Genomic DNA, 21,577 nt, shown 5'->3' on the forward strand with positions numbered 1-21,577 from the left:
GCCTGCATGTTTCTTTCACTCACCCTCTGTGTTATACTGGCTTTACCTTAAATTTTTATTGAGAACTCATTCCCGTGAGTTCTTTTTTATTCCCCTGCGACAAAACGCGTGCCATGTCGCTCTAGAAACTTCTCATTACATTCCTCACAAATGAGACTCCCTTCAAATTCGTAATACGTCATACCGAAATACAATTCACCATCACAATCGCTACAATAGTGTTCAAAGTCTTGTCTAGGGGAATCGTGTAAGTTGCCTATGGTGTTTGGGTTTTCTAGCATTCAGCTAACCTCCTCTGAAAGCGTAATATAATGCACCCTCTCCACAACATCGGCATTCACGCCTATATTTCTCAAGCGGTGAACAATTCCTTGAATACGCGCACGTTCCTCATCATGTTTCTCTTTCGCACGATACAGTGCTACCAACTCCCTTCGGGCTAACCGGGCTTCTTTGATCCAGATGCAAAACTGATAGGGATCATTCTTTTGTAGTGCTTCTACTTGTTTTTGTTCGCAGTGTTGTAAGAATTCATCTAGTATTTGTTTCTTTTGTAGGTCTTTTTTTAGAACTGCTTGGTTCATACTACACACTCTCTCCTTTTTCTTTTCAAGATGTAACAGCATTGCCTATGCCTACTACACCTTTTTACAACAAACGTTCCAATTCAGTTAACTTTTTGCATAAAACTCTTCCAGACATGTAGCAAATGCCTTAAACAATTGTGGGATTTTATCTAATGAGTAGTCATTACTGTTGAGCCATACACTAAGTGTTACATCCCCTTCCCTTACCGATAAATTATTATTTCCATATTTCGCGATTAAGGTATTCACCTGCCCTTTCTCACTTACTTCCGGCTCATGATACTCCACTTCATATGGCAAGATAGTAAGTGCAGTTGCCTCACTATTTTCCGGGGCAAACAGCTCGTCCACCGTTGTCTTAAAATATACTGCTAGTTTCTGTGCTTCTTTTAGGGTAAAATCACTCTTACCATGCTCCTTAGCAAAATATGCTCTCGGTGAAATGCGAATCAAATTTGCCGCTGCCACTTGTGTCATACGTTGCTCTTTTCTGGCTATGTATAGGTTTTTGTGCATGGGTATCACCCCTTTTAAAAGTAGTTTCTAGATTCTATGTATAGTTACCTATGTTAACTATAAGGTTAAAAAAAATCAATAAACAACTCATCTATAGAAACTTTAAAGATACTTGAAATCCCCAATAATTTCGCAGTTGTGGGTTGCAGTTTACCATTTTCCATCAGGTTTACTAGAGAATGACTGCAATTTAATAACTCTCCTAATTCTCTCTGTGAAAACCCTTTATTTTTTCTTAATAAATAAAGCTTCTTACCATCAAATTTTCTCATCTTCATCCCCCCTTAGTTACCTCTGCTAACATCATATGATAAAATGGTTTCTTCTGCAAATCTTTTTTTATGTACTTTAATAGTTTTGCTTAAAAAACGTTGCTTCATTTACTTATTTTAGTTATTATAATCATAGAAATGTTTAATTCAGTTAACCGGAGGGTGTTAGTAATGGTAACATTAGGAGACCGTATAAAATTTATTCGCACAAAACAAAATATATCACAACAAGAATTAGCGGATGCTTTACATGTTAATCGTTCTGCAATATCCTTATATGAAACTAATAGAAAAAGTCCTTCGAGAGAAAATACCTATAAAATAGCTACCGTATTAGGTGTGTCGATAGATTATTTATTAGGTTTACAAACCGAACCTTCTTTTCAATCTGAAAGGATTAATTCTGAAACTGCCCAACTTATGAAGCGTCTTGATAATATGCCATCCGAAACAAAGCAAACGATTATAAATTTAATTGATGACTTACTTAAAATACACGAAAAATAAACCATGATTATTGAGTATTAATCATGGTTTTAATTTTATTGACCATATTTATAAACTCTTCATCCTCACTAAAAATTTGTTCCAGTACTAACATCGTTTTAATTTTTTCTTCTACGTTTTGCCATTCCTGTTGAATTTTTCCCCCGTTTACTTTATTCATATTATCTAATCTCCTCTATAAACGATTATCTCAACACCTACTGTAAATTAGCCCCTTTTCTATAATTTTATTACTAATCCTTATACATGTGTCAAGATTAGCCAAAAATCGATTTTAATTTTTTTCGCAAAAACCATTGACAAACTAAAAAAAGAGCTACTTAGCAAATTTATCTAAGTAGCTCTTTTTTTAGTTTATCCACCAGGTTTAATATCCACATAAGAAGATACGTTAATGCCCTTCATTGCGAATCCTTGATTAGTAACAAACGGCATTGCCATTAAAGTCATCATTAGCGACATTATCAATATTGATTTCTTCAAAGCCCTTCCCCCCTACCTCATATTGATAATCCATCATCCATTCAATTATAGCAGAATCTTCTCCCCGCTTATATAACTCTCTTGCACTTAAACTAGAAAAAAAGTAATTGCCTTGACTAAAGAATTGCTTTAGACAATTATGCAAACTTTTATTAGAATTATCTCTCATTGCCTTAAACAATACAATAAAATCTTCGTTTTCTTTTTGATAGAACCTCGAAGCCAATCTTTCTATTCCGTCCAAATTATTAGTTGACTGATTATTTTCTAATTCATAGTATAATTCAACCAATTTCAAATTATAAAGTGCCTCAGTTTCTAATATTTTCTCTCCAATAGCTTTTGATAATTCATAGCTTTCTTTTAATAGCGACAAACATTTCTGTTTATCTTCAAGTAAATAAGACATACCCATTAAATATGTTGCATCAGAAACAGTTTTTGAGCAAAAATTTGAACCTTTTAACACAGCAGCATACTTTCTTGTCAAATCACGATTATTTAATCGTAAGTATACAGGCGCTAAAATCTCATACACTCTGTGAAAGTAACAATGCAAAATAAAATCTTTCCGGCCACCACTTAGATGCTTCAAACTTTGTTCTACTTCTCTGCCCAGTCCAATCATCATAGGAAAATCTTTAGAAAAATAATAATTATAACATTTCATTATATCCATTAGTATCCGCAAACAACAATCGGTTGGTTGTCGTAGTGTTTGTAGGCTGTTAATCAATGATTTACCACCAATCTCATTTACTATATATTTATACAAGATTTCATATACATCTACATACTCCTTAATGCTCCCCCGGTCATCTCGATACTTCTCGATCAGCTTTTTTAACAATTCAATATCCCTAGTAATTGCTGCATATTCAAAGCTTTGTTTAATTAATTCTGTTGTATCAACTTTTAAACAAAAATTACTCATAGTCATTCTAAAGTTCTGATCAGGAAAGCTTAATACTTTTGCCAACTTTAAAAGACCACCAAAATTAATGGTTCCATTTTTCTTAAATTTGGACATGTACTGCGCGCTTACTCCAATAGCCTCAGCAACACTCGCATATGTTAACTCAGGTCTATTGTCAATTAATTCGCAAACTTCAACATGTAGCGACTTCAAAGTAATCTTCCCTCCATCCGGTATAACATAAAAAGCCCTCAGCTTTAACTTTCTCAACCCAGGACACATTCTAAATTTACTAGGTGTGTGTTACACTGACGAGGAACTCGTATGATGCAAATGTTTGTCCTAAAGTAGCTAGGATGAACGGTGTGAGCGGTTTTGTCACGATCACCTCTTACACACGCTCTGCGAGTTTTTATGTTTGAATTTATTTTGTTTTTTATGATTATTCTGTCTAATTGACTAACAGAACCCCCTATACTGTATACAAGATTAATGTTATCACGAACCTATATTCTCTTCCAACCCCTTACAACTTGATAAATATATGTCTCGAGATATTTGTTCTATTTCCATAAAAATATCTTGGAACATTTTCCATTTTCAATGAATATTGGTTCATTTTTATTATATTCTACCGAAATCAAATCCAGAAGCCAGCCATTTTTTGATGATTGTACCCAACCAATTTTGATTCTAATTACAATATTGCAATGAATAAATTCTTATTTTTCTCAATATGTGTCAACCTATTTTTATGGTATTATAATTTTATCCTTACTTGTATCATCCTGATTGGTGTCCCTAACCAATCTCCCCACTAGTCCTAGTGGGGAATTTTATTTTTGGAGTATTTTCGGATTTAAATATGCTATACTGTTTTAAACGGCAATTTTATTTTCATATAGATAATATGTTATTAAAATTAAAGTGGTTCAAGTCAAAGAAAAGGCTCTCAATTTATTTTGGGAGCCTTTTCTTTTGGTAACAAACAAGTTATAATCTACTCAATAAATTGAATTATCAATCTTTATATACGCGGGAGGACTTTTTTATGGTGATCTATAAGGATAAAGAACGAGGAACCTATTTCTTTGTTGTCAGAGTCCGTCAATTTGATGGTACTCAAAAGCAAGTAAAGCGTCGTGGGTTTAAAACGAAAAAGGAAGCACGTGAAGCGGAAGCGAAGATGTTAGTTGAAAAAGAGACGAACTCTAGCTTGACGTTTGCACAAGTGGCGGATAGTTATTTTGATTGGTATTGTCAGAGGAGGAAACAGTCTTCGATTAATGTAATTAAAAATATTATCTATACACATTTACTTAATGAGTTTGGAAAACTGAAAATAGATTTAATTACTGCTAAACACGTTATGAATTATCAAAATAAAATTATTCATACATATTCAGCAGCTACTTTAAAAAGAATCCATACCATACTTTCTTCCATATTTAATTTTTCTATCAAATTCTATGGTTTAACCCAAAATCCAGCTAGAATAGCAGGAAACTTTGAACTCGAATCAAATAAAAGAATGAATTTTTGGGAATTTGAAGAATTTAAACAATTCATTTCTACTGTAGACAATCTACTTTATAAATCTTTCTTTTCAACACTGTACTACAGCGGAGCCAGAAAAGGAGAACTTTTGGCTTTAACTTGGGAAGATGTTAATTTTGAGGAAAAAACAATTGATATAAACAAAACAGATTATAACAGACAGATTACAAAGCCTAAAACAAAAACATCCAATCGAATTATTATGTTACCAACACATGTCATTCATTTGTTGAAAGATCTTAAAAATCATGCTACTGTAAACACACCAATAAAAAATGATTATGTTGTGTTTGGAGAGTTCTATAATAGTATAGCAACAACAACGCTAGATAAAAAATATTCACAGTATATAGAGAAATCAAAAGTCAAAAAAATTCTACTCCATGAATTCAGGCATTCTCATGCATCCTATCTGATTAACAAAGGAGTAAGTCCCCTTGTAGTAGCTCAGAGATTAGGTCATTCAAATGTAGCGACAACATTAAATACTTATAGTCATTTGTATCCATCTAAACAAGCTGAGGCGGTTGCATTTATGGAAAAAGATTTTTCGTAATCTTTACCAATTCGCTACCACCGCCATCAAAACACCTGTTGTTACTTAATTGGCAGAGAAGTTTATCTTCTCCCCTCTTATCTGCCAGAAAGTTTTACTTTCTGCTGGAATTAGCACCGTGCCTTTTGGCGTAATAAACGCCCCATTTCACAATGGTATTACGGTCGGTTGCTGGGCTTCATCGGGCCAAATCCCTCCACCTGCTCTTGATAAGAGTTGTATAATTTTTTGAATTTTTAACTTTATGTTGAAGACTATACCAAGAATAAAAATCACTTGTCAACATTTTATTTGTATAATTCTGGACGGCGATCCGCAAAAACTGGAATTCCTTTACGTACTTCTTTAATTTTCTCGAATTCAAGCTCTCCAAATAAAATTGATTCCTCTTCATTCGCCTCTACTACAACTTCACCCCAAGGGTCCACAATTAAAGAATGACCCGCAAATACATTATTTGGATCCTTTCCCGCTCTATTACATGCAACAACATAACACTGATTTTCAACTGCTCTTGCTTGCAATAGCAAACGCCAATGTGCTAAACGAACTAATGGCCATTCTGCTACAACAAATAATACTTTTGCCCCTTTAGCAGTATGGACACGCATCCACTCTGGAAAACGAATATCATAACAAATTGTTCCAGCGCATTCAACATCATCCAGCTTAAATTCGCCCGTACCATTACCGGCTATTAAATATTTATGTTCATCCATAAGCTGAAATAAATGTACTTTACTATATTCGTTGACTAGCTGTCCTTCATTATTTACAACATACATCGTATTTGTAACGCCTTGCTCTGTTTGCTTTGCTATAGAACCACCAACAATATGTACATCATATTGCTTCGCCCATTCTATTAACTTTTCTTTCGTTTCCACTCCATCCCTATCTGCAATTTCAGAAAGTCTCGTTAAATCATATCCTGTTGTCCATAGTTCTGGTAAGACGATAACATCTGGCCTTTCCTTCATAGCTTCGCTTATTTTATTTTTAGCATTCTCAATATTTTTTTCTACATCTCCAAAAACAATATCCATTTGAATACATGCGACTTTCATTTTTTCAGCCCCATTCTTATTTTTTTCTTTACAAAATACTGGAAAGATTATATCATTTGTCACTAGAATTGTAACAACTTTCAAAAGAGGTGGAAAGTATGAAATTATTTCAACCTTCTGAGATAGTAACATCATTGCCAACACAATTTTTCGCTTCACTTGTTGCAAAAGTTAACAAAGTCGTTGCAGCTGGTCACGATGTTATTAATCTAGGTCAAGGTAATCCAGATCAACCAACACCGCAGCATATCGTAAAAGCTTTACAAGATGCTGCCGAAAAGACCATTCATCATAAATATCCGCCATTTCGCGGACATGAAAGCTTAAAGGAAGCCGTGACTACATTCTATAAACGTGAATACGGCGTCGAATTAAACCCAAAAACTGAAGTTGCTATTTTGTTTGGTGGGAAGGCTGGACTAGTAGAATTACCAATTTGTTTTACAAATCCTGGTGATACAATTCTCGTTCCGGATCCAGGCTATCCAGATTATTTATCTGGGGTTGCCTTAGCAAAGGCACACTTTGAAACCATGCCGCTTATTGCAGAAAATCATTTTTTACCGGATTATAAAAAAATTGACGACTCTATCGCTGAACGGGCAAAGTTAATGTTTTTAAACTATCCAAATAACCCTACAGGTGCTACTGCATCAAAAGATTTTTTTGATACAACCATTCATTTTGCTAATAAACATAATATATTAGTTGTTCACGATTTCGCTTACGGTGCTATCGGATTTGATGGTCAAAAACCTGTTAGTTTCTTGCAAGCAGATGGTGCGAAAGATATAGGAATTGAAATTTACACGTTATCAAAAACTTTCAATATGGCTGGCTGGCGTATTGCTTTTGCAGTTGGAAATGAAAGTGTCATCGAAACCATTAACCTATTGCAAGATCATATGTATGTTAGTATTTTTGGTGCAATTCAAGATGCTGCTCGCGAAGCACTATTAAGTTCACAGTCTTGTGTAGTAGATCTTGTAAATAGTTACGAATCTCGGAGAAACGCTCTTATTTCAGCTTGTCACTCAATTGGTTGGAATGTAGACATTCCAACCGGATCATTCTTTGCATGGCTTCCTGTACCAGAAGGTTATACATCCGAGCAATTTTCTGATATTTTACTAGAAAAAGCACACGTTGCAGTTGCTCCTGGTGTTGGATTTGGTGAACATGGCGAAGGGTATGTCCGTGTTGGTCTCTTGCATACAGAAGATAGATTACGAGAAGCCATTAATCGAATTGATAAATTAAATTTTTTTCAAAAAGTAATTGACAACATGAAAAATATCTGACAAAATTCAGTTATCTTAAAAATTTAAACATTTCTAAATACTTCTTATCAAGAGCAGGTGGAGGGACGAGCCCGACGAAACCCGGCAACCGATCTACAATCGTAGACACGGTGCTAATTCTCGCAGCATTATGCTGACAGATAAGGAGCTGGTTGTAAAAAAACCTCTCCTTAGCTGAGAGGTTTTTTTATTTAACTAGGAGGTTATAACAATGAGCGGAATTATAGCGACGTATTTAATCCATGATGATTCACATAACTTAGAAAAAAAGGCTGAGCAAATTGCACTTGGTTTAACAATTGGCTCTTGGACTCATTTGCCACAATTATTGCAAGAACAATTAAAGCAACATAAAGGCAACGTCATTCATATTGAGGAATTAGCTGAACATGAACATACGAATTCGTATTTACGTAAAAAAGTAAAACGCGGAATTATTAAAATCGAATATCCGTTATTAAACTTCAGTCCAGATTTACCAGCAATTTTAACGACTACATTTGGAAAGCTATCCCTTGATGGCGAAGTAAAATTAATTGACTTAACTTTTTCAGAAGAATTGAAAGAACATTTTCCTGGTCCAAAATTCGGGATAGATGGGATTCGAAACCTTTTACAAGTGCATGATCGTCCCCTTTTAATGAGTATTTTTAAAGGAATGATTGGACGAAATATTGGGTATTTAAAAACGCAATTACGTGATCAAGCAAGTGGTGGTGTAGATATAGTAAAAGATGATGAAATATTATTTGAAAATGCATTAACACCACTTACGAAACGCATTGTATCTGGAAAAGAAGTTTTACAATCCGTATATGAAACATACGGACATAAAACGTTATATGCCGTAAATTTAACAGGACGAACTTTTGATTTAAAAGAAAATGCGAAACGTGCAGTGCAAGCTGGAGCTGATATTCTATTATTTAACGTATTTGCTTACGGACTAGATGTACTGCAATCACTTGCAGAAGATGATGAAATCCCAGTTCCTATTATGGCACACCCTGCTGTAAGTGGTGCTTATTCAGCATCTAAGTTATATGGAATTTCATCTCCATTATTACTCGGAAAGCTACTACGCTATGCTGGGGCTGACTTTTCATTATTCCCATCTCCATACGGAAGTGTTGCGCTAGAAAAAGAGGAAGCTCTTGCTATCTCAAAATATTTAACTGAAGACGATGCATTTTTCAAGAAGAGCTTTTCTGTTCCATCTGCTGGTATTCACCCTGGTTTCGTTCCCTTTATTGTACGAGATTTCGGTAAAGATGTTGTTATTAATGCTGGCGGCGGGATACTTGGACATCCAAATGGGGCGCAAGGCGGTGGTAAAGCATTCCGTACTGCAATTGAGGCTACTTTGCAAAATAAACCACTCCATGAAGTAGATGACATAAATTTGCATAGTGCACTACAAATATGGGGAAATCCCTCTCATGAGGTGAAATTATGAGTATTCAAGTATTTTGTGATTTCGATGGCACGATTACAAATAATGATAACATTATGTCCATTATGGAAAAATTCGCACCACCAGAAGCTGAAGAAGTAAAGAATAGAATTTTATCACAAGAGCTATCTATTCAAGAAGGTGTTTCTCAATTATTTCGATTAATACCTACTCATCTGCACGATGAAATTATTCAATTTTTAATAGAAACTGCTGAACTTCGTAATGGTTTTCATGAATTTATACAATTTGTAAATGAAAATAACATTTCTTTTTACGTTATATCAGGTGGAATGGATTTCTTCGTCTATCCACTCTTACAAGGACTCATTCCAAAAGAGCAAATTTACTGTAATGAAACAGATTTTTCAAATGAATACATTACGGTGAATTGGCCTCATCCTTGTGATCATCATTGTCAAAATCATTGCGGATTATGTAAATCATCTCTCATCCGTAAATTGAGTGATACGAATGACTTCCATATTGTGATTGGAGATTCAATTACTGATTTACAAGCTGCGAAACAAGCAGATAAAGTATTTGCTCGTGACTTCCTTATTACAAAGTGTGCAGAGAATTATATTGCTTATACACCGTTTGAAACATTCCATGATATTCAAAATGAATTAAAACATTTGTTGGAGGTGAAATCATGAAACAACTTTTTCGTCAATGGTATGACTTAAGCGAGATAAAAAAAGAATTAACAACTCGAAATTGGTTCCCAGCAACAAGTGGTAATATTTCTATAAAAGTTAGTCATGAGCCACTTACTTTTCTCATTACAGCAAGCGGTAAAGATAAAACAAAAACCACTCCAGATGATTTTCTATTAGTAGATCATGTAGGAGTTCCTGTTTTAGAGACTGAATTACGCCCTTCAGCAGAAACAATATTGCATACACATATTTATAACAATACGAATGCCGGGTGCGTACTTCATGTTCATACAACTGATAATAATGTCATCACAAATTTATATAGTGATGCAGTTACCCTTCAAAATCAAGAAATTATTAAAGCTCTCGATATTTGGGAAGAAGGTGCAACAATTCACATTCCTATTATCGAAAACCATGCCCATATCCCAACGCTTGGAGAAAACTTTCGAAAGCATATACAAGGTGATTCGGGAGCGGTATTAATCCGTAACCACGGTATTACCGTATGGGGCCGAGATAGCTTTGATGCAAAGAAGAGATTAGAAGCTTATGAGTTTTTATTCCAATTTCATATAAAACTACTATCAATTCAAGGAGGCGTTTCTAATGGCGCAAATTCGTATTCATGAAGTAAATACTCGTATTGAAAATGAAGTGGAAGTATCTAAATTTCTACAAGAGGAAGGCGTTTTATATGAGAAATGGAATATTTCTAAACTTCCTACTCATTTAAATGAAAATTATTCTTTAACAGATGAAAACAAAGCTGAAATATTAGCTGTTTTTTCAAAAGAAATCGCTGATGTTTCAGCACGTCGAGGTTATAAAGCACATGATGTAATTTCACTTTCAAATAGCACACCTAACCTTGACGAATTATTAATTAATTTCCAAAAAGAACATCATCATACAGACGACGAAGTCCGCTTTATCGTCAGTGGTCATGGCATTTTCGCTATTGAAGGCAAAGATGGGAAATTCTTTGATGTTGAACTTGAGCCAGGCGATCTAATATCTGTTCCAGAAAATGCAAGACATTATTTCACCTTGCAAGATGATCGTCAAGTTGTAGCTATTCGTATTTTTGTGACAACTGAAGGCTGGGTTCCAATCTATTAAGGTAGTTAGTTGAATAAAAGGACTTGGATCCCCTTTTCCAAACTTTTATTCACTCTACATATATACATCCTCCTATGGAACAGGCTTATTTCACTTTTGAAATAAGCCTGATTTTTTATTTACTCAAAAGTACCATTTCATCACAAATTTAACGCCTTGATTTTTCAAGTGTATTTTTTGAACATTTATTGAACATTTATTGAAATTTTTCTGAAAATTCTGTTTTGCATGTGATATACTACAATTAACTAAGAAGGAAAATAATATCGCAAACAGAGGGGGATAATCATGAGCTTACTTATCGCACTTATACTTGGAGTTACATGTGGGGCATTTCCTGTTATTTTAGGAGCTATTATGGAAGAGTTAGAAATTGGTGTTTTAGGATTTGTCGCATCTTGTGTAAGCGCTTTATTATTTGGTTTATTCGGCGCTATTCCTGTTTCAATTCTGTGTGCTTTTTATATAATACGCCATGCTCGTACAAAACAATTTGGTCCTAATCACATCGCACAAATTATCCCATTCCCAGTTGAACGATGTCGCCGAGCTTCTAACTTATAATGACTAAATAAATAAAAGTCCTCAAATGAGGACTTTTATTTATTTTCTTCTAGAAATTGAAACAATTCTTGTAGATGTAGGGCATCTTCACCATAGCTAACAGATACATGAAATATACCGTCAATCTCAGCTTGCATATAAAGATCCACTCCATCACGATCATATTTCAATGCCAAATAAAACTCCATTTCTTCTAACATCTTTTTAGAGGTTCGAATTACATAATGCCCCTTCTCATCTCTTCCATATTCAAAGTCTGGTTCAAAATCATATTTTTGTTTAAAAGCTTCTTTTTGTTTTTCATTAATTTGCATACAAGTAGCTCGCTGTACAGTATCAATCATCTCATCAAACTTTTGAAGGTCCACCTCGTTTACCCCCTTATATATTTTTTATATAATACTTGTGTTCCACTATTTTCTTCGCCATCCTTAATTAACTCTTCATACAATTCTTTCGCCAAACTTAAGCCTGGGACTGGTAATTGTAATTTTTCTGCTTCCTCTAAAGCAATCTTCATATCTTTCATAAAATGCTTTACATAAAATCCTGGCTCAAAGTCTCCTTTTAACATTCGAGGAGCTAAATTACTTAATGACCAACTACCTGCTGCCCCTGTTGAAATACTCTCTAACACTTTATCTGGATTCAATCCAGCCTTCTTCGCGTAAGCAACAGCCTCACATACTCCAATCATATTGGAAGCAATCGCAATTTGATTGCACATTTTTGTATGTTGTCCACTCCCAGCTGGTCCTTGTAATTGAATGTTTGTTCCTAACTTTTCAAGTAAAGGTAAGCATCTATCATATATTTCTTTCTCTCCACCTACCATAATTGCGAGTTTTGCTTCTTTCGCACCAACATCCCCTCCTGAGACAGGTGCATCTAACGTATATATATTTTTGCTTTTTGCAACTTCATTAATACGTTTTGCTAAAGTAGGTGTAGATGTCGTAAAGTCAATTGCTATCGTACCTTCTTTTGCATGTTCTATAATTCCTTCTATACCAAAATACACTTCTTCTACATCATGTGGATATCCAACCATTGTCATTACAATATCAACTTGCTTCACTAACTCTTTTGGCGTATCACACCATTGTGCACCATCTTGCACTAAAGAATCTGTTTTTGCTTTCGTTCTATTATATACATATACTTTATGACCATCTTGCATTAAGTGATAAACCATACTTTTTCCCATTACGCCAATACCAATGAAACCTATTGATAAAGTTTTATGTTCCATTTTCTCATCCCCTTTGTTCTAATAAATCATTTACCATCTTTCGGAACTCTTTATTAAAGTCATCATCCATACTATTTTTTACATTTGAAAATAACATAACAAAAATTCCTTTTTCTTTATTAAAATTATTGAAAGTGTTCCAACCAGATAATACACCATGATTATGAAAATAATCTGGATATATATAAAAACTAAATGCATATTTCCGTTCTGCTGAAGGCGAAAACATTGCTTGTATACTTTGTTCAGAAAGAAGTTTTCCATTTATAATTGCTTCGTCTAACTTCTTCATATCTCCAACTGTCGTATACATCTCACCACAACCATATAGCCAATTCATGCCTAACTTCTGCGCTGGTACAAGCTCTTGATTTTTTTTCACATAACCCTTTGTAAAATTTTTATCTCCAGGTACCATATTTCCCATACCGGATTCATGCATATCTGCTTTTACAAATATATTTTCTTTTATGTAATCTCCTAAAGGTTTTTTCGAGATATGTTCTATTATATAAGCAAGAACCATATAATTATAATCTGTATATCTCCAACCTGTTCCTGCAGGAAATTCTAAATTTTGACGTCCAATCCAATTAACTAACTGTAAACGGGAAGCAGCATTCACATTTCCTTTCGCATGTTCAGGTAAACCAGAGGTATGGGTTAACAAATGATATAGTGTAATATTTTTATTCTCCGGAAATGAAGGAATATATTTATTTACATTATCTTGAATATTCAATTTACCTTGTTCTTGCAACTGTAAAATAGATGTGGCAACAACTGTTTTCGTAATAGAACCAATACGATATTTTGTTTGAGGCGTATTTTCTATTTTATTTTGAACATCAGCATACCCATATCCTTTATTCAATATAACACGCTCTTTATCTGTTACCAAAACTGTTCCATTAAATTGCTTTCCGACTAAATATTGATCTAATTTTTGAGATATGCTAGCATAATCAATTTGTTGCTCTTCTTTTTCTTCTATATTCCCTTGTACTTCTGATTCAATAGTAGGATTCACTTTAGTTGTTAATACAGTGTTTTCCTTTATATTGGGGCTAACAAGAAAATAGTATACTCCGCCGCCAACTATAGCAGACAGTGAAGCCATCACCATTACTTTTTTTATCATATTGATCCTCCATAATTCCTTCACTAAAAATTGTCCCCCTATTCTATTATCAAACAATAAAAAAAAATCGCAACAATTTGTTGCGAAAAATTACATTTTTTCTTTTCTATACACACATACTTGATTCTTCCCATTTTTTTTCGCTTCATATAATGCAATGTCCGCTCGTTGCATTAATTCTTCTCTTGTAGTTCCTTGTTCATATAACGCAACTCCAAAGCTAGCTGTTAGCTTCGAAATTCCAGTGAATTGCTTTGTTTCAATGAAGAATCGTAATGACTCCGCAACTTGAAATGCTTCCTTTTCTACTGTATTTGTCACTAATATAATGAATTCTTCTCCTCCCCATCTTGCAAATACATGTTGTTGCTCCACTTTAGATTTCATAAGCTCTGCAAGTTGTATTAATGCCAAATCACCAAAATCATGACCATATGTGTCATTAACCGTTTTAAAATTATCTATATCAAATAAAATGATAGCTATTTTCTCATCACTACGTATTACCTTTTCCCACTCTACCTCTAGTATTTGTTGAAACTTTAAACGATTATAAATCTCTGTCAATGAATCTACCATAGCAAGTCTTTCTTGCTCTTGATAGATTTCATCTAATTCTGTAATTTCCGTGCACTTTACAATAAATCTTGATAAATCTTCTGGCAATGGTGTCGCACGTAATAAAAAAGTGGATACTACCCCTTCATAATTTAGCATCTTAATTCTTCTACCACTTGATAAAGTATCGTCTAACCATGTGATATCATGCGTCGTCGAATAGTATCCACTTTCTCTAATAAAATGTTCAGCAAATACTAAATGTTGCTCACGATAGGCAAACAGATTTTCATATCCAAAAAAAGCTAAAAAATTTGTATTACAATCAACAATCTCATCATCTTCTACTATAAATAATAGATCATTTTGAAAATCAAACATCGTTTGAAGCAATTCCTGCTGCAAACCGACTTGCCTTACTAAAGAAAGTTGATACAAACTCTTATTCACTTCCTCTAACACTGCTTGCGGAGTTACAGGAGCTATTACAATATTACGTATTCCTAATGCAAGTACATCTGTGAATTCTTTTGTTATTTGTTGATCCCAAATGACAATGAATGTACTGTGCGGAGTATACATATTCTTTATATATTTTATTTGAGAATAATCTGTTACATACGTAATGATAATGTGTGGTTTCGTTCTTTGAAATAATAGTTCGCCCTCTTCAAAACTATTTGCTATAAACATACATTTTGGATGGATATTTTCTACCGTTTGTTGATGCTTACATCCATTTTCTATATAAAGGACATTTAACTGCAGATCTTGTAACACATTTTGGAAAACCGTATTCTCTAATAAAAAATGTAGTATGTTCATCACTAGTCTTCACTCACTTCATATATCTTGTTCTACTGAATTCCTCACAAACTTTTTTAAAAGACTGTTCTCCAATAAACTTTAATTTGTGAGAGATACATATTAACAAGCTAATTGAGAATGTTATCTTCGCTTTTCACTCTATAAATTCCTTTTTTAGTGTATGATTGTAGGAATTGTATCGTTTGTATGAATGCCCTAGCTTATTTTTAAAACTTGACAATTAAAATAAAGATATTATATTCTTAAATTCGATAACTTACAAAATGTAAGTAGTGTATATTATTTTTTTGAAAATAATTCGATATACAATTTGGAGGATATACAATGACAAACGACAACTTTTTTAACGTTCTATATGAACGCACATCTACACGTGCATTCAACCCAAATAAAGAAATCTCATCTACAGAATTACATGAGATTTTAAAAGCCGCAGCACAAGCACCTTCCGCTTGGAACTTGCAACACTGGAAATTCCTTGTTTTTCAAGGTGAAGATGTACAAAAACGATTACACCCAATAGCTTATAACCAGCAACAAATTCTTGATGCTTCTGCAGTAGTCGCTATTTTAGGTGATTTAGAAGCTTATAAAAATGTTGAGCCAGTATATGGTCCAATTGTAGAACAAGGATTTATGAAAGAAGAAGCAAAAGAACGCTTAGCTAAAAATATTGAATCTGCATATGCTCGTGAACAATTCCCAAGAGATGCTGCCTTTTCAAATGCATCTTTAGCAGCAATGCAACTTATGCTTGCAGCTAAAGCAACTGGTTGGGATACTTGTGCTATTGGTGGCTTCAATCCACAAGCACTGACAGACGAATTTAACGTTTCATCTCGTTACGTTCCAATTATGCTTATTACAATTGGTGAATCAACTTTAAAAGGACACCCTGCACCTCGTATGAGCGTAGAGCAAGTGAGTGAGTGGGCAAAATAATAAAAAACGAAGGTAACTACATTGCCTTCGTTTTTTTATTCCCTGTCATACTTTTGTAATATTACTACAAATCATTCGACATTTATGATAAGGGAAAAGTATATTCTATTCCCTTATCATAAATAAACTTGACGTTTTGTGTCGAATTTTGTTTAGGTGTTGAAATATACCCGTGTATTTTTGTTACAATTGTGATACAATGATAACAAATAGATAACAAGAGAGGGATTTTCATTGAGTTCATACGGAAGCTTTATCGCACTTTTATGTTACATAGTAACTGTACTGCTTCTATATTTTATTGGTGATGCCGCAAACATCTCCATTTTACAATTCCCAAAAGAAGAAGCATTCCAATTAGAATCAGAAAAACATACTGCACGATCCATTGTACCACTACTCCTAGCTCTTCCTGTATATATCATCGTTTTATATAAAAGTAAAAAAGTGTAAAGGCTACCTATTTCATTTATTTCGGTGGTTTTTACATTTTTTTGTTATATTTCCCCTATTTTAAACATCATTCCATACTAAACACCCAGCTAGTCATTTAAAATGAGAAAATCCCCTAGAAAAAATTCCACTCTCTGTCCAGTCACTCACTACCGAACTTACATAGATTATAAGTGTGAAGGGGGTGATGAGGATTATGTTTGGATCATTTGGATGCTGTGATAACTTTAGAGACTGTCATCATCATGAAAGAGAGTGCAGACATCATGAGAAAGAGAAAGAGAGAGAAGTAGTTAGACCACAACAACCAGCTGTATGTAACGTACTTGCTAGCATTTCAGTTGGAACAGAACTTTCTCTTTTAAGCATTAGAGGTAATGGCACTTTCAACAATGTAATTTTTGAAGGTTTCGCTAACGGTGTTGCTCTTTTCTCTGCTTTAGCTCGTAATAACAAAGACGACAAAGATAACAATAAAGACGATAAGAACAATCAAAATCGAAATACTTTTACTGGTATTTTACGTGTATGCCCAACTGATATCGTTGCTATCGCTATCTAATTCCGTTCCTTATCCTCTATAGTAAGAAAATAAGATTTATTTTTCTCATAGAAAAAACCTGAGACCGATTTCAAATCGACTCAGGTTTTTTTATTGGTTATATGCTTTTAACTAGTTCAACAACTTCTTCAGCAGTTGACATCATTAATGCTTTTTCTGCTAATGTTTCCATTTCTGCTTTTGACAACTTGCTTAGTTGTGTTCTTGCAGGAAGAATAGATGTTGCACTCATACTGAACTCATCTAAACCTAATCCTAATAATAATGGGATAGCAAGTGAATCGCCTGCCATCTCACCACACATACCAGCCCATTTGCCTTCTTTATGAGCAGCATCGATAACCATTTTTACAAGACGTAAAATAGATGGGTTATATGGTTGGTATAAGTATGATACTTGTTCGTTCATACGGTCTGCAGCCATTGTGTATTGGATTAAATCATTTGTTCCGATAGAGAAGAAGTCAACTTCTTTCGCGAATTGATCTGCTAATACTGCTGAAGCTGGGATTTCAACCATCATACCAACTTCAATAGAATCAGAAACAGTTGTACCCGCTTCTACAAGTTTCGCTTTCTCTTCTAATAAAATTGCTTTTGCTTGACGGAACTCATCAAGAGTTGCAATCATTGGGAACATAATTTTTAAGTTACCGTATACGCTAGCACGAAGTAATGCACGAAGTTGTGTACGGAACACATCTTGCTCATCAAGACATAAGCGAATTGCACGGTATCCTAAGAATGGGTTCATTTCTTTTGGTAAATGTAAGTATGGAAGCTCTTTATCTCCACCGATGTCAAGTGTACGAACAACGACTGGTTGACCTTCTTTTACACCTTCAAGAACTGCTTTATACGCTTCGAACTGCTCTTCTTCTGTTGGAAGATTGTCACGACCCATGTATAAGAATTCTGTACGGTATAAGCCAACGCCTTCTCCGCCATTATCGATAATACCTTGTACATCATTTGGTGTTCCGATATTTGCAACAAGCTCAACGTGATGTCCATCACTTGTTACAGTAGCTTGGTCTTTTAATTTTGCCCATTCAGTTTTTTGCTCTTCAAATTTCGCTTTCTTTTCTTCAAACGAACGAAGAGTTTCTTCTGATGGGTTTACAATTACTTCTCCATCTAAACCGTCAATGATAACGATATCGCCGTTTTGGATTTTCTCCATAACAACTTTCGTACCAACAACAGCTGGAATTTCCATAGAACGAGCCATAATTGCAGAGTGAGATGTACGTCCACCGATATCAGTAGTGAAACCTTTTGCATACTTACGGTTTAACTGAGCTGTATCAGATGGTGTTAAATCTTCAGCAATAATGATTACCTCTTCAGAAATTGTACCAGGATTTGAGAAGTTAATTCCTAGTAAATGTGCAAGAACGCGTTTTGTTACGTCACGAATGTCCGCAGCACGTTCTTTCATATATTCATTATCCATGTTTTCAAACATAGAAATAAACATTGATGCAACTTCATCCATTGCAAATTCAGCATTTACTTTTTCGCTATTTACTTTATCTTTTACTGGGTTTACTAGTTCTGGATCATTTAACACTAATAAATGTGCTTCAAAGATCGCAGCTTTGTCAGCACCTAGCTCAGCAAATGCGTGGTCCTTAATAGCTTCTAATTCAGTTTTTGCTTTCTCAAGCGCAGCGTCTAAGCGTGCAATTTCTGCAGCTTCGTTTGTAATTGATTTCTTTTCGATGTTAAATTCAGGATTTTCAAGTCTGAAAGCCTTTGCAATAGCAATCCCACTTGATGCAGCGATCCCTTGAATGTTAAGAGTCATTATTCTCCTAATCCTTCGTTTTTCATAGTTTCTTCGATAGCTGCTAGTGCTTGAGCTGCATCATCACCATTTGCAGTGATTTTAATTTCTGCGTTTTGTTGAATGCCTAAAGACATAACGCCCATGATTGATTTTAAGTTAACGTTCTTTCCGTTATACTCTAAGTTAATGTCAGAACCGAATTTGCTTGCAGTGTTTACAAGTAGAGTTGCTGGACGAGCATGAATTCCTGAGTCGCTAGTTACTTTAAAGATTTTTTCCATGATTATTTATCTCCTTTAAATTACAGTTTTTTTTAGTTGTATAGACGTGAGTACTACATCATCTATTGTATATAATAGGCGATGTTCGGTCAACCACATCGCCTATTATAATTATAAACATTTTGCGTCAAATTCCTACTGAATGTCAATAATAGCGGTTTCGCCCTTCTTAACATTTCCATCTTTTTTCAATTCGACTTGTTGCCCTTGTTGTAAGTTTGTAAATACAATTGGTGTAATGATAGATGGTGCATTTTCTTTTACAAATGCAAGATCTACTTTTAATAATGGTTGGCCTTGCTTCACTTTATCACCTTGTGCTACAAGTGCCTCGAATCCTTCACCATTTAATTTTACAGTATCAATACCAAAGTGGATTAAAATTTCTTTTCCGCCTTCAGATTGAATACCAATCGCATGTTTTGTAGGGAATACATTGACAATTTCACCGTTAACTGGAGAAACTACTGTTCCTTCAGTTGGCTCAATTGCAAATCCGTCTCCCATCATTTTTCCTGAGAATACTTGGTCAGGCACTTCTGTAATTGGTAAGATTTTCCCTTCGATTGGTGATACAATTGTTTCATTTTCATCAACTTTTTGAGGAGTTTCTTCCACTTTTACAGGTTCTTCTTTTTCAACATGAGGTGTACGACCTGACATTATATCATGAATTTGTGATTTTAACGTGTCAGATTTCGGTCCGAAAATAGCTTGAATGTTATTTCCAACTTCAAGTACACCAGCTGCTCCAAGTTCTTTTAAGCGGTCTTTGTTTACATTCTTTTGTTCGTTAACTTGAACACGTAAACGAGTAATACAAGCATCTAAAGAAGCAATGTTTTCTTTACCACCAAGTGCTACTAATACTTCACGAGGAAGTTCGCCTGCCTCTGTTTTTCCTGCACCGTCATTCGCATTTGCCTCTTCACGACCAGGTGTTTTTAGATTCCATTTACGGATTGCAAAGCGGAATCCGAAGTAGTAAATAACTGCTAGTACAAGACCAACAATAATTACCCACCACCATGCTGTACGGCCTGGTAATACACCGAATAATAGGAAGTCAATTAAACCACCAGAGAATGTCATACCAATTTTAACACCTAAAATTTGCATTGTCATAAATGATAGACCAGCAAATACAGCGTGAATTCCGAATAATACTGGCGCTACGAATAAGAATGAAAATTCAAGTGGCTCTGTAATACCTGTTAAGAAAGATGTTAATGCTGCAGAACCTAAAATACCTGCTGCTAATTTTTTATTTTCTGGACGTGCTTCATGGTACATTGCTAAAGCTGCTGCTGGAAGACCGAACATCATGAACGGATACTTACCAGTTGTAAATGTACCTGCTGTTAATTCTACACCGTCTTTTAACTGTGCCATAAAGATTTTTTGGTCACCACGGATTAATTCGCCAGCTGCATTTGTATACTGACCGAATTCGAACCAGAACGGTGAATAGAAAATGTGATGTAGTCCAAATGGAATTAATGAACGTTCAATTAAACCGAATATAAATGCTGCGATTGTTCTATTTGCATCAATCATTTGATGTGAGAACGTGTTTAAGCCACCTTGAATGTATGGCCAAACGAAGCACATGATAATACCTACTATTAAAGAGAATGTTGCAGTTGCGATCGGTACGAAACGCTTACCTGCAAAGAAACCTAAGTATGATGGTAATTCAATGTTGAAGTATTTATTATAGCAATATGCCGCTACTATACCGACGATAATACCACCAAATACCCCTGTTTGTAGCGTTGGAATACCTAATACGTTTGCATACGCTGGATCTGCAAATCCAATTTTTACTGGGTCTGCTCCAGAACTTGTTACTTTCACTAGCTTATCTACTTCTAAGAACACACTCATCGTTTTGTTCATAATTAAGTAGCCGACGAATGCTGCTAAACCAGCTACTCCATCTCCACCAGCTAAACCAATTGCTACCCCAACTGCGAATAATAATGCAAGGTTAGCGAAAATAATATCACCAGATTGTTCCATAATTTTTGCAACCATTACGAACCAATCTGCCTTTAAAGCAGGAATAACATTTGTTAACTGTGGATTTTGAAATGCATTACCAAATCCAAGTAAAATACCTGCTGCCGGTAAAATCGCTACTGGAAGCATTAACGCTTTTCCGACTTTTTGAAGAACACCAAAGATCTTCTTAAACATGGAAAC

At 34.7% G+C, this 21,577-nt stretch carries 23 protein-coding genes, 1 pseudogene and 2 riboswitches; of the genes and pseudogenes, 11 read left to right on the forward strand and 13 right to left on the reverse strand.

Translation table 11 applies throughout. From position 1 onward, the window contains the following. Positions 1-281: 281 nt before the first annotated feature. The 3 genes and pseudogenes from ATL10_RS11010 to ATL10_RS11020 all read right to left on the reverse strand — a co-directional run bounded on the left by ATL10_RS11010 (position 282) and on the right by ATL10_RS11020 (position 1,375). The gene (locus ATL10_RS11010; RefSeq protein WP_110496912.1) at positions 282-584 is read right to left on the reverse strand and encodes a hypothetical protein; all 303 of its coding nucleotides are present in this window, start codon (positions 582-584) and stop codon (positions 282-284) included. Between the two features lie 339 nt (positions 585-923). Continuing rightward, a pseudogene (locus ATL10_RS11015) lies at positions 924-1,103 on the reverse strand (helix-turn-helix transcriptional regulator); the annotation flags it as partial. A gap of 65 nt (positions 1,104-1,168) precedes the next feature. After that, positions 1,169-1,375: a helix-turn-helix domain-containing protein gene (locus tag ATL10_RS11020; protein ID WP_110496914.1), complete on the reverse strand. Its 207-nt coding sequence runs from the start codon at positions 1,373-1,375 to the stop codon at positions 1,169-1,171. A 171-nt stretch (positions 1,376-1,546) separates the two neighbouring features. On the opposite strand from ATL10_RS11020, the gene ATL10_RS11025 reads away from it, so the two are divergent. Then, entirely contained in the window at positions 1,547-1,882 is a 336-nt protein-coding gene (locus ATL10_RS11025) for a helix-turn-helix domain-containing protein (RefSeq protein ID WP_110496916.1), read from the forward strand. 7 nt (positions 1,883-1,889) lie between these two features. Here the strand turns inward: ATL10_RS11025 and ATL10_RS31250 are convergent, their stop codons facing one another. Further along, entirely contained in the window at positions 1,890-2,042 is a 153-nt protein-coding gene (locus ATL10_RS31250; protein ID WP_181419323.1) for a hypothetical protein, read from the reverse strand. Between the two features lie 258 nt (positions 2,043-2,300). Next, positions 2,301-3,494 carry an AimR family lysis-lysogeny pheromone receptor gene (locus ATL10_RS11030; RefSeq protein ID WP_258375771.1) on the reverse strand — a complete coding sequence of 398 codons (1,194 nt, stop codon included), beginning with the start codon at positions 3,492-3,494 and terminating at the stop codon, positions 2,301-2,303. Between the two features lie 838 nt (positions 3,495-4,332). Here ATL10_RS11030 and ATL10_RS11035 point away from each other — a divergent pair. Then, positions 4,333-5,394 (forward strand): tyrosine-type recombinase/integrase, encoded by a 1,062-nt coding sequence (locus ATL10_RS11035; protein ID WP_110496921.1) that lies wholly within the window; start codon positions 4,333-4,335, stop codon positions 5,392-5,394. Positions 5,395-5,468: 74 nt separating this feature from the next. Beyond that, positions 5,469-5,610, reverse strand: a riboswitch (SAM riboswitch). 71 nt (positions 5,611-5,681) lie between these two features. On the opposite strand, the gene ATL10_RS11040 is transcribed toward ATL10_RS11035, so the two are convergent. Next, positions 5,682-6,545, reverse strand: a complete 864-nt coding sequence (locus ATL10_RS11040) for a carbon-nitrogen family hydrolase (protein ID WP_016512349.1) — start codon at positions 6,543-6,545, stop codon at positions 5,682-5,684. Between the two features lie 14 nt (positions 6,546-6,559). Between ATL10_RS11040 and ATL10_RS11045 the strand changes: the two genes are divergently transcribed. From ATL10_RS11045 to ATL10_RS11070, 6 genes are all read left to right on the forward strand, one after another. Further along, the gene (locus ATL10_RS11045) at positions 6,560-7,762 is read left to right on the forward strand and encodes a pyridoxal phosphate-dependent aminotransferase (protein ID WP_110496923.1); all 1,203 of its coding nucleotides are present in this window, start codon (positions 6,560-6,562) and stop codon (positions 7,760-7,762) included. Positions 7,763-7,803: 41 nt separating this feature from the next. Further along, a riboswitch (SAM riboswitch) is annotated at positions 7,804-7,909 on the forward strand. A 64-nt stretch (positions 7,910-7,973) separates the two neighbouring features. Continuing rightward, complete coding sequence (gene mtnW / locus ATL10_RS11050; protein WP_110496925.1) at positions 7,974-9,218, forward strand: 2,3-diketo-5-methylthiopentyl-1-phosphate enolase; 1,245 nt, start codon at positions 7,974-7,976, stop codon at positions 9,216-9,218. Further along, the gene (mtnX, locus tag ATL10_RS11055) at positions 9,215-9,874 is read left to right on the forward strand and encodes a 2-hydroxy-3-keto-5-methylthiopentenyl-1-phosphate phosphatase (RefSeq protein ID WP_000027488.1); all 660 of its coding nucleotides are present in this window, start codon (positions 9,215-9,217) and stop codon (positions 9,872-9,874) included. Before mtnW ends, mtnX begins: the two co-directional genes overlap by 4 nt. Further along, complete coding sequence (locus ATL10_RS11060) at positions 9,871-10,509, forward strand: methylthioribulose 1-phosphate dehydratase (RefSeq protein WP_000811341.1); 639 nt, start codon at positions 9,871-9,873, stop codon at positions 10,507-10,509. Before mtnX ends, ATL10_RS11060 begins: the two co-directional genes overlap by 4 nt. Further along, on the forward strand, positions 10,487-10,999 hold the full coding sequence (locus tag ATL10_RS11065) for a 1,2-dihydroxy-3-keto-5-methylthiopentene dioxygenase (protein ID WP_000057317.1): 513 nt from the start codon (positions 10,487-10,489) through the stop codon (positions 10,997-10,999). Before ATL10_RS11060 ends, ATL10_RS11065 begins: the two co-directional genes overlap by 23 nt. A 288-nt stretch (positions 11,000-11,287) precedes the next feature. Continuing rightward, positions 11,288-11,563 carry a hypothetical protein gene (locus ATL10_RS11070; RefSeq protein ID WP_000054659.1) on the forward strand — a complete coding sequence of 92 codons (276 nt, stop codon included), beginning with the start codon at positions 11,288-11,290 and terminating at the stop codon, positions 11,561-11,563. 35 nt (positions 11,564-11,598) lie between these two features. Here the strand turns inward: ATL10_RS11070 and ATL10_RS11075 are convergent, their stop codons facing one another. The 4 genes from ATL10_RS11075 to ATL10_RS11090 all read right to left on the reverse strand — a co-directional run bounded on the left by ATL10_RS11075 (position 11,599) and on the right by ATL10_RS11090 (position 15,339). Further along, a complete protein-coding gene (locus ATL10_RS11075) occupies positions 11,599-11,931 on the reverse strand; it encodes a DUF3909 family protein (protein WP_000365617.1) in 333 nt (110 codons plus the stop codon). A gap of 5 nt (positions 11,932-11,936) precedes the next feature. Further along, positions 11,937-12,815, reverse strand: coding sequence for an NAD(P)-dependent oxidoreductase (locus tag ATL10_RS11080; protein WP_000400437.1), 879 nt, complete (start codon positions 12,813-12,815; stop codon positions 11,937-11,939). A 4-nt stretch (positions 12,816-12,819) separates the two neighbouring features. Next, complete coding sequence (locus tag ATL10_RS11085; protein ID WP_141541671.1) at positions 12,820-13,956, reverse strand: serine hydrolase; 1,137 nt, start codon at positions 13,954-13,956, stop codon at positions 12,820-12,822. Positions 13,957-14,046: 90 nt separating this feature from the next. Next, positions 14,047-15,339: a GGDEF domain-containing protein gene (locus ATL10_RS11090; RefSeq protein WP_001023187.1), complete on the reverse strand. Its 1,293-nt coding sequence runs from the start codon at positions 15,337-15,339 to the stop codon at positions 14,047-14,049. Between the two features lie 327 nt (positions 15,340-15,666). Here ATL10_RS11090 and ATL10_RS11095 point away from each other — a divergent pair, with 327 nt between their 5' ends. From ATL10_RS11095 to ATL10_RS11105, 3 genes are all read left to right on the forward strand, one after another. Further along, positions 15,667-16,284, forward strand: a complete 618-nt coding sequence (locus ATL10_RS11095) for a nitroreductase family protein (RefSeq protein ID WP_000180387.1) — start codon at positions 15,667-15,669, stop codon at positions 16,282-16,284. 234 nt (positions 16,285-16,518) lie between these two features. Beyond that, a complete protein-coding gene (locus ATL10_RS11100; RefSeq protein WP_000100485.1) occupies positions 16,519-16,737 on the forward strand; it encodes a hypothetical protein in 219 nt (72 codons plus the stop codon). Between the two features lie 196 nt (positions 16,738-16,933). Continuing rightward, positions 16,934-17,299, forward strand: a complete 366-nt coding sequence (locus ATL10_RS11105; RefSeq protein ID WP_000468017.1) for a DUF3915 domain-containing protein — start codon at positions 16,934-16,936, stop codon at positions 17,297-17,299. 97 nt (positions 17,300-17,396) lie between these two features. Here ATL10_RS11105 and ptsP read toward each other — a convergent pair whose 3' ends face one another. The 3 genes from ptsP to ptsG all read right to left on the reverse strand — a co-directional run bounded on the left by ptsP (position 17,397) and on the right by ptsG (position 21,571). Next, positions 17,397-19,109 carry a phosphoenolpyruvate--protein phosphotransferase gene (gene ptsP, locus ATL10_RS11110; RefSeq protein ID WP_000174216.1) on the reverse strand — a complete coding sequence of 571 codons (1,713 nt, stop codon included), beginning with the start codon at positions 19,107-19,109 and terminating at the stop codon, positions 17,397-17,399. Beyond that, a complete protein-coding gene (ptsH, locus tag ATL10_RS11115) occupies positions 19,109-19,372 on the reverse strand; it encodes a phosphocarrier protein HPr (protein WP_000411080.1) in 264 nt (87 codons plus the stop codon). The genes ptsP and ptsH overlap by 1 nt, the downstream gene beginning before the upstream one ends. A 135-nt stretch (positions 19,373-19,507) precedes the next feature. Then, complete coding sequence (gene ptsG / locus ATL10_RS11120; protein ID WP_061659903.1) at positions 19,508-21,571, reverse strand: PTS glucose transporter subunit IIABC; 2,064 nt, start codon at positions 21,569-21,571, stop codon at positions 19,508-19,510. Positions 21,572-21,577: the final 6 nt, after the last annotated feature.

This window comes from Bacillus sp. 196mf (assembly GCF_003217275.1).
Taxonomy (GTDB): domain Bacteria; phylum Bacillota; class Bacilli; order Bacillales; family Bacillaceae_G; genus Bacillus_A; species Bacillus_A thuringiensis_S.